Origin of the sequence: Enterobacter sp. 940_PEND (genome assembly GCF_001059415.1) — a bacterium.
GTDB lineage: Bacteria > Pseudomonadota > Gammaproteobacteria > Enterobacterales > Enterobacteriaceae > Enterobacter > Enterobacter cloacae_M.
On record NZ_JUMS01000064.1, the window covers coordinates 1 to 14,072 of the forward strand.

Sequence of the window (14,072 nt, forward strand, 5' to 3'; positions counted from 1 at the left end):
TGGCGACTGAGCCACCCTGGCACGTTCACAGGTCATGTCGTTACAGAGTACTAAGGAACATAAAGTGAACGGAATGACCACCAGAGTCGTATGTTCCCCCACACCCCAGCCCTCTCCCTCAAGGGAGAGGGGGTCGTCCGTGCAGGCATTATTTTATGGGGATCCCTTCCCCTGTTAGCCCAGCGCTACGGGGGACAATTTACAAACTCTTTGCACTTCACCCGATCTTCCCGACACACCCATTCGCCATAATTATCATTAACGCTTTATAAAACAATAACCTTATCATTTGCATGGATTATGGTGATGATGACCTTTTCGCGTTTTACTCGCTGGATAACCCTGTTTGCGCTGGCAGCCACCGTCGCGGTTGCGCTTCCCGCTCGGGCAAACACCTGGCCCCTTCCCCCTCCCGGCAGCAATGTCGTGGGCGAAAACCGCTTTCATGTGGTTGAAAACAATGGTGGTTCGCTGGAAGCGATTGCCAAAAAATATAACGTCGGTTTTCTGGCCCTGCTGCAGGCGAACCCCGGCGTCGATCCGTACGTCCCGCGCGCGGGCAGCGTACTGACCATCCCGTTACAGACTATCCTGCCGGACGCCCCGCGCGAGGGGATCGTGATAAACCTGGCCGAGCTGCGTCTGTACTATTATCCGCCGGGTAAAAATGAAGTCACCGTCTACCCTATCGGTATTGGTCAGCTGGGCGGCGACACCCTGACGCCGACGATGGTCACCACCGTCTCGGATAAACGCGCGAATCCAACCTGGACCCCGACGGCCAACATTCGTGCCCGCTATAAGGCCCAGGGGATCGATCTTCCTGCCGTGGTGCCGGCTGGTCCGGATAACCCGATGGGGCATCACGCGATACGCCTCGCGGCATACGGCGGCGTCTACCTGCTGCACGGAACGAATGCAGACTTTGGCATCGGCATGCGCGTCAGCTCCGGCTGTATTCGTCTGCGCGATGACGATATCAAAACGCTGTTTAACGTCGTTACGCCTGGAACCAAAGTGAATATTATCAATACGCCGATTAAGGTTTCAGAGGAGCCCGGCGGCGTGCGGCTGGTTGAGATTCATCAGCCGTTATCGAAAAATATTGGCGACGATCCGCAGACGCTGCCCATTAACCTGAATGCCGCGATGGTAAGCTTCAAAACGAATGCGAATACCAACAGCGTGGTGATGGAGCGCGCGATGGAAGCCCGGTCAGGCATGCCGACCGATGTCACCCGGCATCACGACGTCGTCCAGCAGTCGATGTAAATCAGAAATAAAAAAACGCCCTGCTGAGCAGGGCGTTTTTTATTGCAATGGCATAAATGAGGGTTTATGCCCGGCTTATTTGTAGATGACTGCAGTGCCGTGCAGGGTGTTAGGACCGGTCACAGAGGTGATGCGGTAAGATTTAGCACCCATCTCTTGCGCTTTTTGTGCCAGCTGATCTTCCAGTGAACCCAGGTTAGTACCGGCAGACGCTGAGATTGTCCCGACTTTATGCTGGCCAGCAGGGGTGGATTGCACTTGTACAGCAGCAAAGCTTGCGAAAGAGAGTGAACTCAGAACAGCAGCAGCGATGAGGGTTTTTACGTTTTTCATGATGTTTACCTTTAGCAGATGAATTTGGAGGTCGTTAATCATTTAGTTAACGATCGATATGTAAATCATAAACGTGATCCAGGTCACGCGTCAACATAATTTTATAACGACCATTAACTTAATTTTAAAATTGTTATTTTTCATACATATATGATTAATTTATTTTTAAGCATTCTGCACTGGTGGTGGGTTGCGTTTATTTTTATAATGGTCATTCACCAAACCAACAGAGGACCAACGGCAAATGACAACCGATGTCACGAGTTGTGCGAAGAAAAGCCGTGGCCGACCAAAAGTGTTTGACAGGGATGCAGCGCTTGATAAGGCCATGACTCTCTTCTGGCAACATGGGTATGAAGCAACCTCGCTTTCCGATCTGGTAGAAGCCACCGGAGCCAAAGCGCCGACGCTGTATGCCGAATTTACCAATAAAGAGGGACTGTTCAGGGCGGTGCTGGACAGATACATTTCGCGTTTTGCGGCGAAACACGAAGCCCAGCTGTTCTGCGAAGAGAAAAGCGTTGAACAGGCGCTTCGCGACTATTTCACCGCCGTCGCGACCTGCTTTACCAGTAAAGAGACGCCTGCGGGCTGCTTTATGATTAACACTTCTGCCACCCTTGCGGCGTCCTCCAAAGAGATTGCCAATACGGTGAAATCGCGGCATGCGATGCAGGAGGAGACCCTCAGCGCCTTTCTGGCTCAGCGCCAGCAGCGCGGTGAACTCCCCGCGCAATGCAACCCTCAGCTGCTGGCACAATATCTGAGCTGTATTTTGCAGGGGATGTCGATCAGCGCCCGTGAAGGGGCCACGCTGGAAAAACTTCAGAATATTAGCGAAACCACGCTGCGGCTGTGGCCTGAGCTACTCAAAATCTAAAGCAAAAAAAAGCTCCTCAGCCTGAGCGCATGAGGAGCTAAATTCAGAGAACATCTTTTTTACACTTTGTTATTCAGAACCAGCTGGCCGTTTCCATCCAGTGGAATTTGCGTGCCCGGGTCTTTATCCATGCGGATTTTTCCCTGTTGATCGCCAATTTTGTACGTCACGTCATAGCCCAGCATTTTTTCCGACTTATCATAGACGGTTTTGCAGCGTTGCTGAGTCGTGGTGTAGGTATCATTATCCTGCATCGCGCCCTGCACCTGGTTACCGGCATAGCCGCCACCCAGCGCGCCGACCACGGTCGCTACGTCTTTACCCCGGCCGCCGCCAAACTGGTGACCAATTACGCCACCCGCTACCGCACCCAGAACAGAACCGGCAATGCGGTTTTCATCCTGCACCGGACGACGGTGCGTCACGGAAACGTTGCGGCACTCCTGACGAGGGGTTTTTACGGTTTCTTTAATCGGTGTAGCAGAAACCACCTGTGCATACTGCGGGCCGCGATCTAATACGTTGAGACTGGCAACGGCAGCCACACCTAACGCAGCCGCGACGCCAATCCCTATACCCGCCAACATTGATTTATTCACGGGACTTCCTCCTTTGTTGCTATTGGTAACAATTTTGCAATGGAGGCACGGCTTCGCCAATAAGATAAAGGATCAAAAAAGGAGCGTTGAGAGGAGATATATTGTATTTAGGAGAACTCTTAAGCAGTCAAACTGTGATCTACAGCATGAAATGCTAAAAACTCCCTCCGGAGGGCCCGGAGGGAGTGAAAGATTAGTGCAGCTTCAGACGCGGACGGATCACGCGGTTGATTCTGCCCACCAGCATCATCAGCCCGGTTTTGAAGTAGCCGTGCAGCGCAATCTGGTGCATGCGGTACAGGGAGATATACACGAAGCGGGCAATGCGCCCTTCTACCATCATTGAGCCGCGCATCAGGTTGCCCATCAGGCTGCCGACGGTAGAGAAGTTTGACAGCGACACCAGTGAACCGTGGTCTTTGTAGACATAGGCTTTCATTGGCTTGCCTTTGTACTGCGCCAGAATGTTGTGCAGCACCAGGCTTGCCATCTGGTGAGCGGCCTGCGCGCGCGGCGGCACGAATCCACCTTCAGGACGCGCACAGGAGGCACAGTCACCGATGGCAAAGATTTCAGGGTCACGCGTGGTTTGCAGCGTTGGCTCGGTTACCAGCTGGTTAATGCGGTTGGTTTCCAGACCGCCGATCTCTTTCATAAAGTCAGGCGCTTTGATACCTGCCGCCCAGACCATCAGATCCGCTTTGATATACTCGCCGTCTTTGGTATGCAGGCCGCCTTCGTCGGCGCTGGTCACCATGGTCTGCGTCAGCACCCGCACGTCCAATTTGGTGAGCTCATTGTGCGCCGCACCGGAAATACGCGGAGGCAGCGCAGGCAGGATGCGTTCACCGGCTTCAACCAGCGTGACGTTCAGCGCTTCGTTAGTTAACCCTTTATAACCGTAGCTGTGCAGCTGTTTCACCGCATTGTGCAGCTCCGCTGACAGCTCAACGCCCGTCGCGCCGCCGCCGACAATAGCGATATTCACCTTACCGTTCGCACCCATATTGCTGGTGTACTTCAGGAACAGGTTCAGCATTTCCTGATGGAAACGACGCGCCTGGTGCGGGTTATCGAGGAAGATACAGTGCTCTTTCACCCCCGGCGTGTTGAAGTCGTTGGAGGTACTGCCCAGCGCCATGACCAGCGTGTCGTACGCCAGTTTACGCTCGGGAACCAGCAGATCCCCTTTATCATCGCGCAACTCTGCCAGGGTGATGGTTTTGCTTTCACGGTTGATGTCCACCACCGAGCCCAGCTGGAACTGGAAATGATGGTTGCGCGCGTGCGCCAGATAGCTGAGCGCGTCCACGCCCTCATCCAGAGAACCGGTCGCCACTTCGTGCAGCAGCGGTTTCCACAGGTGGCTGTGGTTACGATCCACCAGCGTAATTTTGGCTTTTTTACCGCGACCCAGCTTCTTGCCCAGCTGTGTAGCCAGCTCCAGCCCGCCAGCACCACCGCCTACAATCACTATCTTTTTCAATGGCGTAGTCAACGTGACCCCCTCAAATTATTAACCAATTGTTAATTAAAAGTTATAAAAATAACCCTTAATTAACAACAGGTTACAGCACTGAAACCATTCAGGTGCATTGAGAATACCACGTCAGGCGCATTGGTCATACCAAAATTGATATGCATCAAGTTTTGATGGCTTAAAAGTAGGCAATTCTGGTCAAAAAGAAAGCCCGGTACGCTTTCGCGGCCGGGCTTTGATGCATGCGGGTAATTGATTAACCCAGCGTTTTAAACGCTTTGATACGCTGCAGATGCGGAGAGATGTTTTTGAACTTGTGGGTCTGTTCTTCGTCCCAGACGATCTCATAGTAATGATGCAGGAGCTCTGCTGCACGATGGCTGTTGAGCGCTTCATCATTACGCGAAAGGATCACCAGGCAGCGGTCGCGGTTTTTCTCACGGAAGTTGCTCACGCACTTGGTCGCAATATCGACATACTCTTCCGGGCGGTCAATTTTGCCTTCCATGTTCTCGTTCGGGAACAGATTAGGATTGAACACCACCTGGCGAATGTCGCACAGGAAGCCAATCCGCTCCGCCCAGTAGCCGCCCAGCCCCACGCCGCAAATCAACGGGCGATCGTCGACGTTGAGCTGCAGCATCTTGTCCACCTCTTTGAGCAGATGCTGCATATCATGCTTCGGATGGCGCGTGCTGTAGCTGATCAACCGTACATCCGGATCGATAAACTGCAGCTGCAGCACCTTCTCATGATTACCAGGACTGTTTGAGTCAAAACCGTGTAAATAGATGATCATCGTTTTCTCACCACGCTACGCCTTCCGGGAGGGTTTACAGGCTGGCTTTATGTGCCTGCCAGCGCTCATTCAGGTCTTCAAGCCGGGCGTTGACCGTCTTCCAGCGCGCCGAATCCATCAGCTCCTGACGGCTAAATGAACCTTTATGATACAATTGTGTAACACGCTCTGCATTGATCGGCGACAGGTTATCCAGCACGCTAACGGCACCTTTACGATTATTGCAGACCAGGATCATATCGCAACCTGCATCCAGAGATGCCTGACCGCGTTCAGCGTAGCTGCCCATGATCGCGGCCCCTTCCATCGACAAATCGTCAGAGAAAATCACGCCGTTGAAGCCCAGTTCCTGGCGCAGAACGGTTTTCAGCCAGTGCGGAGAACCGCTGGCAGGACGCGGGTCGACGTCGCTGTAAATCACGTGCGCGGGCATAATGGCATCCAGCTTGTTATCGGTGATAAGCGACTGGAAAACCGACATATCTTTGGCGCGAATCTCCGCTTCCGGGCGCGGATCGCGCGGGGTCTCTTTGTGAGAATCCGCCGTCACCGCCCCGTGACCCGGGAAGTGTTTCCCGGTGGTTTTCATCCCGGCATCGTGCATGCCGTCGATGAACCGGGTCGCCATTGCCAGCGCAATACGCGGGTCTTCATGGTATGAGCGCTCGCCAATGGCAGCGCTGATATGCCCTACATCCAGCACCGGGGCAAAGCTGATGTCGATATCCATGGCAATCATTTCGCTGGCCATCAGCCAGCCGGCCTCCTGCGCCAGTTTTCCCCCCTCTTCTGTGCCGAGCAGCGCGGCAAATGACTGGGCTGCCGGGAGACGGGTAAAACCGTCGCGAAAACGCTGCACGCGCCCGCCTTCCTGATCGACGGCCACCACCAGATGATTGCGCGATGCGGCGCGGATCTGACGCACCAGCTCACGCAGCTGCGCCGGATCGTGATAGTTGCGGGTAAACAGGATCAGTCCACCCACCAGCGGATGCGCCAGAATTTCACGCTCCTCCGCATCCAGCTCAAACCCTTCTACATCCAACATGACTGGACCCACATCCACCTCTCTTATCCTTTAGTTTGTAACTGACGCCAGGCATCGTCTGCCAGCGCAATAAATTGTTTGTCTCTGGACTGCCGATAGCGCATTTCAAACCAGCCAGCCATTAACATGACGACCCAGGGCCGCCAGCGTTTGACCTGACGCCTCAGCGCGTCGGGGTCAATATGTGCCATCCGGGCGTAGCCCCTGATGAGCATCTGCCGCGCGGCTTCACTCTCTGTCCAGACTGCCGCCAGCTCCAGCGCCACATCGCCATCTCCGGCATACTCCCAGTCGATCAGCCTGATGCCCGCTGGGGTATGAACAATATTCCCGGCATGAACATCCATATGCAACGGCGCGAGCCGAATCGGCTGCGGCTCGCCCGTTTTACGCAGCCGCTTAAGACGTGCCAGCCACACTGGAGTACGTCTGTCTGGCAGGGCTTGCTGCCAGTATTGTTCCAGTAGAGGGAATAACGTCGTTCGCCACCCCAGGCGTGGCTGCCGGTGCAGATGATACAGTATCGCCGCAAGCTCCGGCGTGTCCGGCAGCGCGCTTTTAACTTCACCTTCCAGATAGTCCACGGCCATCCAGCCCTGTCTGAAAAAACGAGGGGCAGGTACGAGATCCGCCGGAAGACGTCTCAGGGCACGAAACTGACGACGAAAATGAGAGGCAGGAGCAGAGGGGTCGTGATTTTGCCGCAAGACCAGACGTCGTTCGCCCTGCTCTATAATGCAACTCGCGCCGCCAAGCCCGGAATGGGCCTGCGGCGCGATAAGGCGGTACTGAGGAAAATAGCGCGTCAGAATCTCTTCACGCGTGCTGTCATTGTTGCGTAACCGCACCTTTACCTGACCAGATAATTTCGCCTGTCTGAACCAGCATCAGCTGCATCTGCAGGGCTGGGGTGTTCACGTTACCGGTGGCGTTAGAGTACAGCACATACTGTGCACCAACGTTACGGGCAATGCCGATCGCCTTGCTGCGGGTGCCGAGGCTATCCTGCGGCGACAGGCCCAGCTGCTGTTTGGCGACGGCGAGCTGCTGAGCCGAGACCAGCGTAAACTTGCCGTTGTTAGCCAAAGCATTGCGCAGGGTTTCCGTGGCTTCACCCGCGTTCAGCGAACCGTTGGTACGGTTGTTGACGCTGTCGACCAGCAACACGCTGCCCGCCGTCACGCCCTGCGCCTGCAGCATTTTGCCTACCATCGGCTGCATTGCCCCGTTCCAGTCGTAATGGCGCACGCGCGGCGTGGGCTGTGACGTCTGGTCCGGATGTTCAATCGGGCCTGGCTGCGCCGGAATAGACGGTACAGACGGCACGGTTGGCTGCTGCTGCGTTGGCGGCGTCGGCTGTTCAGTACCCGGTTTAGCCTCTTCCACAGGCGCAGGCTGTTCAGTTCGGGTCACACACCCTGCGAGAAACAGAGCGAAAGCTGTCACGAGCGCATAGCGGCTCAAATTTTTAATCAAGGTTCACCCCTCAGAGATAAAGATAAAGTCTCACCTTATGCGCACCCAGATAGTTGGCGCTGCCATAGAGCGTTACCGACGACCTGGCCGGAATGGTGACGCTGCGCGGCGCCTCCAGCGGATGCATTTCAAGACCTCTTACGTCATACCAGAAAAAACGGTAGTGGACCGTCACTGGTTCATGTCTTTCATTAAAGAGCGTAGAGGAGGCAGATGAGTTGATTTCACTGATAGTCAACGCGGGCTGTTGCGCCGTGATGCCCGCGGCAAGCACGGAAGATTCCATGACCAGCGTCTGTTCATCATTCACGGGGATCGCCGGACGCGAGCTGCACCCCACAATCATCATCGCCATTACCAGCGCTGCAATACGCCCTTTCAGCATGTCAAAGACCTTTATGTGCCAGCATCGGCCCCAGAGGACGTCCACCCAGCAGATGCATGTGAATATGATAAACTTCCTGGCCACCATGGCGGTTGCAGTTCATGATCAGACGGTAACCGTCTTCTGCAATCCCTTCCTGTTCAGCGATTTTGGCAGCCACCGTCAGCATACGACCTAACGCCACTTCATGCTCGGTTTTTACGTCGTTTACAGTCGGAATCAGAATATTGGGAATGATAAGGATGTGCGTCGGAGCCTGAGGGGAAATGTCCCGGAAAGCCGTCACCAGTTCATCCTGATAGACGATATCTGACGGAATTTCGCGGCGGATAATTTTACTGAAAATCGTTTCTTCAGCCATGACCTTTTCCTTTTTTGTTTAATCTGGCGCAATGCGTCCGCTGTAAACACACTCCCGGAATCGGTGTGTGACACAATCCAAGAGTATGAGCGAGTTTCTCCTGTCCTTTCAACCTCCTCCCTCGATTTCTTTCCTGAATGTTCATCAGCTGACTGAAGAGTGACCGCTCTCGCGTCTCAGTGGCGTTTTTTAAGACACAAATAAAAAAGGCAGCCATTCGGCTGCCTTAGTCTCCCCAGGTCACAACTTAGTTGCTGCGGATGTACTCATCCATTTCGGTTTTCAGGTTATCGGATTTGGTACCGAAGATTGCCTGTACACCAGAACCTGCAACAACTACGCCCGCTGCGCCCAGTTTTTTCAGACCCGGCTGGTCTACTTTCGCGACGTCGGCAACGCTCACACGCAGACGAGTGATGCACGCGTCCAGGTTAGTGATGTTCTCTTTACCGCCGAACGCTGCGACCAGTGCCGGAGCCATTTCGCTGGTAGCGCCAGCTTTGCTGTCTTCTGTCGCATCTTCACGACCCGGAGTTTTCAGGTCTAGTGCTTTAATCAGCACGCGGAAGATAGTGTAGTAAACAACGGCATAGCACGCACCCACGATTGGGAACAGCCACAGTTTGCTGCTGTTACCGGACAGAACGATGAAGTCGATCAGACCGTGAGAGAAGGACGTACCGTCACGCATACCCAGCAGGATACAGATTGGGAACGCCAGGCCCGCCAGAATCGCGTGGATAACGTACAGGATCGGCGCAACGAACATGAAGGAGAACTCGATCGGCTCGGTGATACCGGTCAGGAACGAGGTCAGCGCTGCGGAGATCATGATACCGCCCACTTTTGCACGGTTCTCTGGCTTAGCAGAGTGCCAGATAGCAATCGCCGCGGCTGGCAGACCGTACATTTTGAACAGGAAGCCACCAGACAGTTTACCTGCAGTTGGGTCGCCCGCCATATAACGTGGGATATCGCCGTGGAATACCTGGCCTGCTGCGTTGGTGAATTCACCAATCTGCATCTGGAATGGAACGTTCCAGATGTGGTGCAGACCGAATGGCACCAGGCAACGCTCGATGAAGCCGTAGATACCAAACGCCACAACCGGGTTCTGGTAAGCAGCCCACTGAGAGAAGGTCTGGATAGCAGAGCCGATTGGTGGCCAGATGAAGGACAGGATCACGCCAGTGAAAATCGCTGCCAGACCAGAGATGATCGGAACGAAACGCTTGCCCGCGAAGAAGCCCAGATACTCAGGCAGCTTGATGCGATAGAAGCGGTTAAACATATACGCTGCAATCGCACCGGAGATGATACCGCCCAGAACACCGGTGTCCGCCAGGTGTTTCGCGGCGATCTCTTCTGCCGGTAAATGCAGAACCAGCGGCGCAACCACAGCCATGGTTTTCACCATGATGCCGTAGGCAACCACTGCAGCCAGCGCAGAAACGCCGTCGTTATTGGTGAAGCCCAGAGCCACACCGATCGCGAAGATCAGTGGCATGTTAGCAAAGACAGAACCGCCTGCTTCGGCCATCACGTGGGACACTACGGCTGGCAGCCAGCTGAAGTTAGCAGAACCGACACCCAGCAGGATACCTGCGATAGGCAGTACGGATACTGGCAGCATCAGCGATTTACCGACCTTTTGCAGGTTAGCAAATGCATTCTTAAACATAATTGAGAGTGCTCCTGAGTATTTGTGCTTTTTTTACGCTTTCACGCATTGGCCCGGGGGGAGTACCGTGCCGTGGACAGGACATCTAAGCGCCCTTTATTTATTACACAGAGTAAAATAATTCCCTCTGAGTTTGTTTGACGGCTATCACGTTTCAGCTTAAGGCGGTCGAAAAACTTTCAGTTATTTACAAAAAGCATGTCCGGATGTGTCTAAATACACACTCACCGCCCCAAATGAGGCGGTGAACTTTACTCGCTTTACTTATTAATTACGAGCCTAAAAAAAACAGGTGTATCAGACAGATTGCAGGCGGGCGGGGTCGATATGGAACAGCGTGGAGAAGTTTTCCGTCGTCACGCGGGCCAGCTCATCGATGCTGACGCCCTTCAGTACGGCCATGTACTCAGCCACATCTCTCGTCATAGCGGGCTGGTTCTCTTTACCGCGATGCGGTACCGGTGCCAGGTACGGAGAATCCGTCTCCACCAGAATACGATCGAGCGGAACATAACGTGCAGCATCACGCAACTGCTCAGCGTTACGGAACGTCACGATCCCCGAAAACGAGATATAAAACCCCAAATCAAGCAGCTTCCCCGCCGTTTCTCTGTCTTCTGTGAAACAGTGTAGTACGCCACCGCAATCCGTCACCTTTTCTTCCCGGAGGATAGCCAGGGTATCCGCGCGCGCATCGCGGGTGTGGACGATCACCGGCTTGTTCAGTTCCCGACCAATGCGAATATGGTTGCGGAAGGACTCCTGCTGGCGCGGTTTGGTTTCCGGCGTGTAAAAATAGTCCAGCCCGGTCTCGCCCATCGCCACCACGCCCTCTTCGGCTGCCAGTCGGCGCAGATCCTCAACGTCGTACGCCTCGTCCTGATTCAACGGATGCACGCCGCAGGAGAACACTACGTTATCGCGAACGCCCACCAGCTCACGCATGGAGCGGTAGCCCGGCAGCGTCGTCGCCACCGCAAGACAGAATTTCACATCGCGGGCAGCGGCTTTTGCCAGCACGTCATCCACGTTTTTATGCAGGGACTGATAATCCAGGCCATCAAGATGGCAGTGTGAGTCGACTAAAAACATAATGTCTCTCTCAGAGATGGGAAACAGGCGGTGTGACGCCCGGTTGCAGGTAATGTTCGATACGCAGTAACTGGTCGGTCAGTAAAAGCTCGCGATTAAGACCCGTCACGGTTAAAAGCTGTTCACGGCTCTGGCAGATGTCATGGAGCATCGCGTGAAGAATCTTCACTGAGAGGCGGTTCGCCAGTGTATTCACCAGCGGCAACGCGTCCGGGTTGGTCAGAAGCGTAGCCCCCTGCTGGATTTTGAGCGCATCCAACAGCAAGGAGGCCAGCCAGTGCAGACGCTCAACGGCCCGATCGCTGTTAAGCGCAGGCAGTAAACTTAGCCAGTCCTGACTGTTCAGTGAGGCATCCAGGGCCCGGCAGAGCGTTTCTCGCTCTGACCAGACGTCAGGCTGCAGTAGTGCCAGCGCCGCCGCGGGCGCGCCGCTGCTCAGGCGCAAGGCGGACAGCGCGCCCTCTGGTGACGTTGTCACCTCTCGTTCAAGCCAGCTCAGCGCCCACGATTCCTGAGGTACCGCCAGGTGATGAAGACGACAACGGCTGCGCAACGTCGCCAGTAATCGTCCCGGGTCACGGCATGAGAGGAAAAACCACGTTTTAACCGGCGGCTCTTCCAGGGTTTTAAGCAGGGCGTTAGCCGCCGCCTCGGTAAGCAAGGTGGCGTCTTTAAGCCAGACCACTTTAGCGCCGCCCAGTCGCGCGTGCTCATACAATTTTTCACTGACTTCACGCACGGCATCAATACCGAGCGCGCTTTTGCCCTTCTCAGGCTCAAGGGTGTAGTAGTCAGGATGCGTGCCTGCCTGCATGAGCTGGCAGCCACGGCATTTACCACAGCTCTTGTGCCCTTCCGGCTGCTGACACATCAGAAAACGGGTGATGGCATAAATCAGCGCATCATCACCCATCCCTGGCAATGCCTGAATCAGTAACGCATGATGCCCCCGACCCGCCTGATAGCTGCCGATCAGCTGTTCAAAGTGTGGGCGCAACCATGGATACCATTTCATGCCTGCTGCTCCTGCACCCACTGCGTAATGGTGTGTTGAATGTCGCGCGTGACGTCGTCCAGGGACTGCGTCGCATCAATGGTACAAATTGAGCTGTCCTGTGCGGCCAGCTCAAGATAGCGCGCGCGGGTGCGGTTAAAGAAATCAAACGACTCTTGTTCAATGCGGTCCAGCTCGCCGCGCGCGCGGGCACGCTTGAGGCCCACTTCCGGGGTCACATCCAGATAGAGCGTCAGGTCGGGGCGAAAATCACCCAATACGGCATTACGCAGCGTTGCGAGCATTGTCTGGTCGATGCCGCGTCCTCCGCCCTGATACGCCTGAGTCGACAGATCGTGACGGTCGCCGATCACCCACTTGCCCTCGGCCAGGGCGGGTTTGATCACCGTCTCAACCAGCTGAACGCGCGCCGCGTAGAACATCAGCACTTCGGCCTTGTCAGTGATAACTTCGTCGCCGACGGATTTGATATCCAGTACCAGGCTGCGCAGCTTTTCAGCCAGCTGCGTGCCGCCCGGCTCGCGGGTAAATACCATGTCCGCCACGCCAAGCGCTTTGAGCGTATCCACCACCACGTTGCGGGCAGTGGTTTTACCCGCCCCTTCGAGTCCCTCAATGACAATGTATTTACTGCGCATTTTTTTCCTTAATTGCCTTCAGATAGTCCTGAACAGAGCGATTGTGGCTGGCAAGGTTGGTGTTAAAGGTATGCCCCCCTTTTCCATCAGCCACAAAATAGAGATACGGTGTTTTAGCCGGATGCGCGGCGGCTTTCAGCGACGCCTCGCTCGGCGTGGCAATCGGGCCTGGCGGTAAACCGCTTATCACGTAGGTATTATACGCCGTTGGCGTCTCCAGATCTTTTCTGGAAATCTTGCCCATATAGCTCTCGCCCATGCCGTAGATAACGGTAGGATCGGTTTGCAGGCGCATGCCGATGCGCAGACGGTTGATAAATACCGACGCCACCCGATCGCGCTCAGCAGCGACGGCAGTCTCTTTCTCGACGATCGAGGCCATGGTCACGAACTGGTTCGGATCGCTGTAAGGCAATCCTTCCATCCGCCCTTCCCAGGCGGCATCTACGGCGGCAACCATTTTTTTGTGCGCCCGCTTCAGGATAGCCACATCGGTCGTGCCTGCCGTGTACATCCAGGTGTCTGGCCAGAACCAGCCTTCCACCCATTCCGGATGTTCAAGCTTCAGCGCTTCTGCCACCGTCTGATAGCTATCGTCTTTTAACGTATGTTTGATATACGGCGCGTCACGCAGCTGTTTGAGGTAATCGCTCAGGCGCATCCCTTCCACAAACCGCAGGGGGAACTGGGCTTCTTTACCACTTTCCAGCAGCTGCAGCATCTCTCTGACGGTCATTCCCGGCGTAAAGCGATAGGTACCAGCTTTGAAATGTGACAGCTCAGGCTCCACGCGCAATAGCCACTGGAATACCCGTGGACGATTGATAATCTTGTCGCCATAGAGCTGTTCCCCAAGCGCCTGACGGCCGGTTCCCGCTTTCAGGGTAAAGATCGTTTCGTCTTTAACCAGGATCTTGCTGTTCGCCAGCTGGCGAACTTTCCATACGCCCGCTCCGCCGGCGACGCCCAGCGCAACGATGAGGATAAGGACAAAGCGCAACATTTTTTTCATG

Annotated in this window: 16 protein-coding genes; 2 read left to right on the forward strand and 14 right to left on the reverse strand. The window is 54.9% G+C overall.

Translation table 11 applies throughout. The features are described 5' to 3' along the window. Positions 1-306: 306 nt before the first annotated feature. Entirely contained in the window at positions 307-1,272 is a 966-nt protein-coding gene (gene ldtC / locus ADJ24_RS09865; protein ID WP_023311166.1) for a L,D-transpeptidase LdtC, read from the forward strand. Between the two features lie 75 nt (positions 1,273-1,347). Here the strand turns inward: ldtC and bhsA are convergent, their stop codons facing one another. Further along, positions 1,348-1,605 (reverse strand): multiple stress resistance protein BhsA, encoded by a 258-nt coding sequence (gene bhsA, locus ADJ24_RS09870; protein ID WP_032668336.1) that lies wholly within the window; start codon positions 1,603-1,605, stop codon positions 1,348-1,350. 244 nt (positions 1,606-1,849) lie between these two features. Between bhsA and ADJ24_RS09875 the strand changes: the two genes are divergently transcribed. Next, positions 1,850-2,485 (forward strand): TetR/AcrR family transcriptional regulator, encoded by a 636-nt coding sequence (locus ADJ24_RS09875; RefSeq protein ID WP_023311164.1) that lies wholly within the window; start codon positions 1,850-1,852, stop codon positions 2,483-2,485. A gap of 59 nt (positions 2,486-2,544) precedes the next feature. Here the strand turns inward: ADJ24_RS09875 and ADJ24_RS09880 are convergent, their stop codons facing one another. The 13 genes from ADJ24_RS09880 to yceG all read right to left on the reverse strand — a co-directional run bounded on the left by ADJ24_RS09880 (position 2,545) and on the right by yceG (position 14,071). Beyond that, a complete protein-coding gene (locus ADJ24_RS09880) occupies positions 2,545-3,084 on the reverse strand; it encodes a glycine zipper 2TM domain-containing protein (RefSeq protein ID WP_008500779.1) in 540 nt (179 codons plus the stop codon). 193 nt (positions 3,085-3,277) lie between these two features. Further along, entirely contained in the window at positions 3,278-4,582 is a 1,305-nt protein-coding gene (locus ADJ24_RS09885) for an NAD(P)/FAD-dependent oxidoreductase (RefSeq protein WP_048702316.1), read from the reverse strand. A 238-nt stretch (positions 4,583-4,820) separates the two neighbouring features. Further along, entirely contained in the window at positions 4,821-5,363 is a 543-nt protein-coding gene (ycfP, locus tag ADJ24_RS09890) for an alpha/beta hydrolase YcfP (RefSeq protein ID WP_008500781.1), read from the reverse strand. Between the two features lie 34 nt (positions 5,364-5,397). Further along, positions 5,398-6,423: a beta-N-acetylhexosaminidase gene (gene nagZ, locus ADJ24_RS09895; protein ID WP_023311162.1), complete on the reverse strand. Its 1,026-nt coding sequence runs from the start codon at positions 6,421-6,423 to the stop codon at positions 5,398-5,400. Between the two features lie 11 nt (positions 6,424-6,434). Continuing rightward, positions 6,435-7,259: a thiamine kinase gene (thiK, locus tag ADJ24_RS09900; RefSeq protein ID WP_023311161.1), complete on the reverse strand. Its 825-nt coding sequence runs from the start codon at positions 7,257-7,259 to the stop codon at positions 6,435-6,437. Beyond that, positions 7,240-7,887, reverse strand: coding sequence for a penicillin-binding protein activator LpoB (lpoB, locus tag ADJ24_RS09905; protein ID WP_023311160.1), 648 nt, complete (start codon positions 7,885-7,887; stop codon positions 7,240-7,242). The genes thiK and lpoB overlap by 20 nt, the downstream gene beginning before the upstream one ends. 10 nt (positions 7,888-7,897) lie before the next feature. Then, complete coding sequence (locus ADJ24_RS09910) at positions 7,898-8,272, reverse strand: YcfL family protein (RefSeq protein ID WP_023311159.1); 375 nt, start codon at positions 8,270-8,272, stop codon at positions 7,898-7,900. Between the two features lies 1 nt (position 8,273). Beyond that, on the reverse strand, positions 8,274-8,633 hold the full coding sequence (gene hinT, locus ADJ24_RS09915; protein WP_006809243.1) for a purine nucleoside phosphoramidase: 360 nt from the start codon (positions 8,631-8,633) through the stop codon (positions 8,274-8,276). Positions 8,634-8,880: 247 nt separating this feature from the next. After that, on the reverse strand, positions 8,881-10,314 hold the full coding sequence (gene ptsG / locus ADJ24_RS09920) for a PTS glucose transporter subunit IIBC (protein WP_023311158.1): 1,434 nt from the start codon (positions 10,312-10,314) through the stop codon (positions 8,881-8,883). 297 nt (positions 10,315-10,611) lie between these two features. Beyond that, positions 10,612-11,406: a metal-dependent hydrolase gene (locus ADJ24_RS09925; protein WP_023311157.1), complete on the reverse strand. Its 795-nt coding sequence runs from the start codon at positions 11,404-11,406 to the stop codon at positions 10,612-10,614. A gap of 10 nt (positions 11,407-11,416) precedes the next feature. After that, positions 11,417-12,421 (reverse strand): DNA polymerase III subunit delta', encoded by a 1,005-nt coding sequence (gene holB, locus ADJ24_RS09930; protein WP_023311156.1) that lies wholly within the window; start codon positions 12,419-12,421, stop codon positions 11,417-11,419. Continuing rightward, positions 12,418-13,059 (reverse strand): dTMP kinase, encoded by a 642-nt coding sequence (gene tmk / locus ADJ24_RS09935; protein WP_023311155.1) that lies wholly within the window; start codon positions 13,057-13,059, stop codon positions 12,418-12,420. Before tmk ends, holB begins: the two co-directional genes overlap by 4 nt. Next, complete coding sequence (gene yceG, locus ADJ24_RS09940) at positions 13,049-14,071, reverse strand: cell division protein YceG (protein ID WP_048702317.1); 1,023 nt, start codon at positions 14,069-14,071, stop codon at positions 13,049-13,051. The genes tmk and yceG overlap by 11 nt, the downstream gene beginning before the upstream one ends. Position 14,072: the final 1 nt, after the last annotated feature.

Bases quoted from the DNA above. Each gene is read 5' to 3' on its own strand.
- ptsG (WP_023311158.1), bottom strand. From the start codon at position 10,314: ATGTTTAAGAATGCATTTGCTAACCTGCAAAAGGTCGGTAAATCGCTG.
- tmk (WP_023311155.1), bottom strand. From the start codon at position 13,059: ATGCGCAGTAAATACATTGTCATTGAGGGACTCGAAGGGGCGGGTAAA.
- ldtC (WP_023311166.1), top strand. From the start codon at position 307: ATGATGACCTTTTCGCGTTTTACTCGCTGGATAACCCTGTTTGCGCTG.
- hinT (WP_006809243.1), bottom strand. From the start codon at position 8,633: ATGGCTGAAGAAACGATTTTCAGTAAAATTATCCGCCGCGAAATTCCG.
- ADJ24_RS09875 (WP_023311164.1), top strand. From the start codon at position 1,850: ATGACAACCGATGTCACGAGTTGTGCGAAGAAAAGCCGTGGCCGACCA.
- bhsA (WP_032668336.1), bottom strand. From the start codon at position 1,605: ATGAAAAACGTAAAAACCCTCATCGCTGCTGCTGTTCTGAGTTCACTC.
- yceG (WP_048702317.1), bottom strand. From the start codon at position 14,071: ATGAAAAAAATGTTGCGCTTTGTCCTTATCCTCATCGTTGCGCTGGGC.
- holB (WP_023311156.1), bottom strand. From the start codon at position 12,421: ATGAAATGGTATCCATGGTTGCGCCCACACTTTGAACAGCTGATCGGC.
- ADJ24_RS09925 (WP_023311157.1), bottom strand. From the start codon at position 11,406: ATGTTTTTAGTCGACTCACACTGCCATCTTGATGGCCTGGATTATCAG.
- ADJ24_RS09910 (WP_023311159.1), bottom strand. From the start codon at position 8,272: ATGCTGAAAGGGCGTATTGCAGCGCTGGTAATGGCGATGATGATTGTG.
- ycfP (WP_008500781.1), bottom strand. From the start codon at position 5,363: ATGATCATCTATTTACACGGTTTTGACTCAAACAGTCCTGGTAATCAT.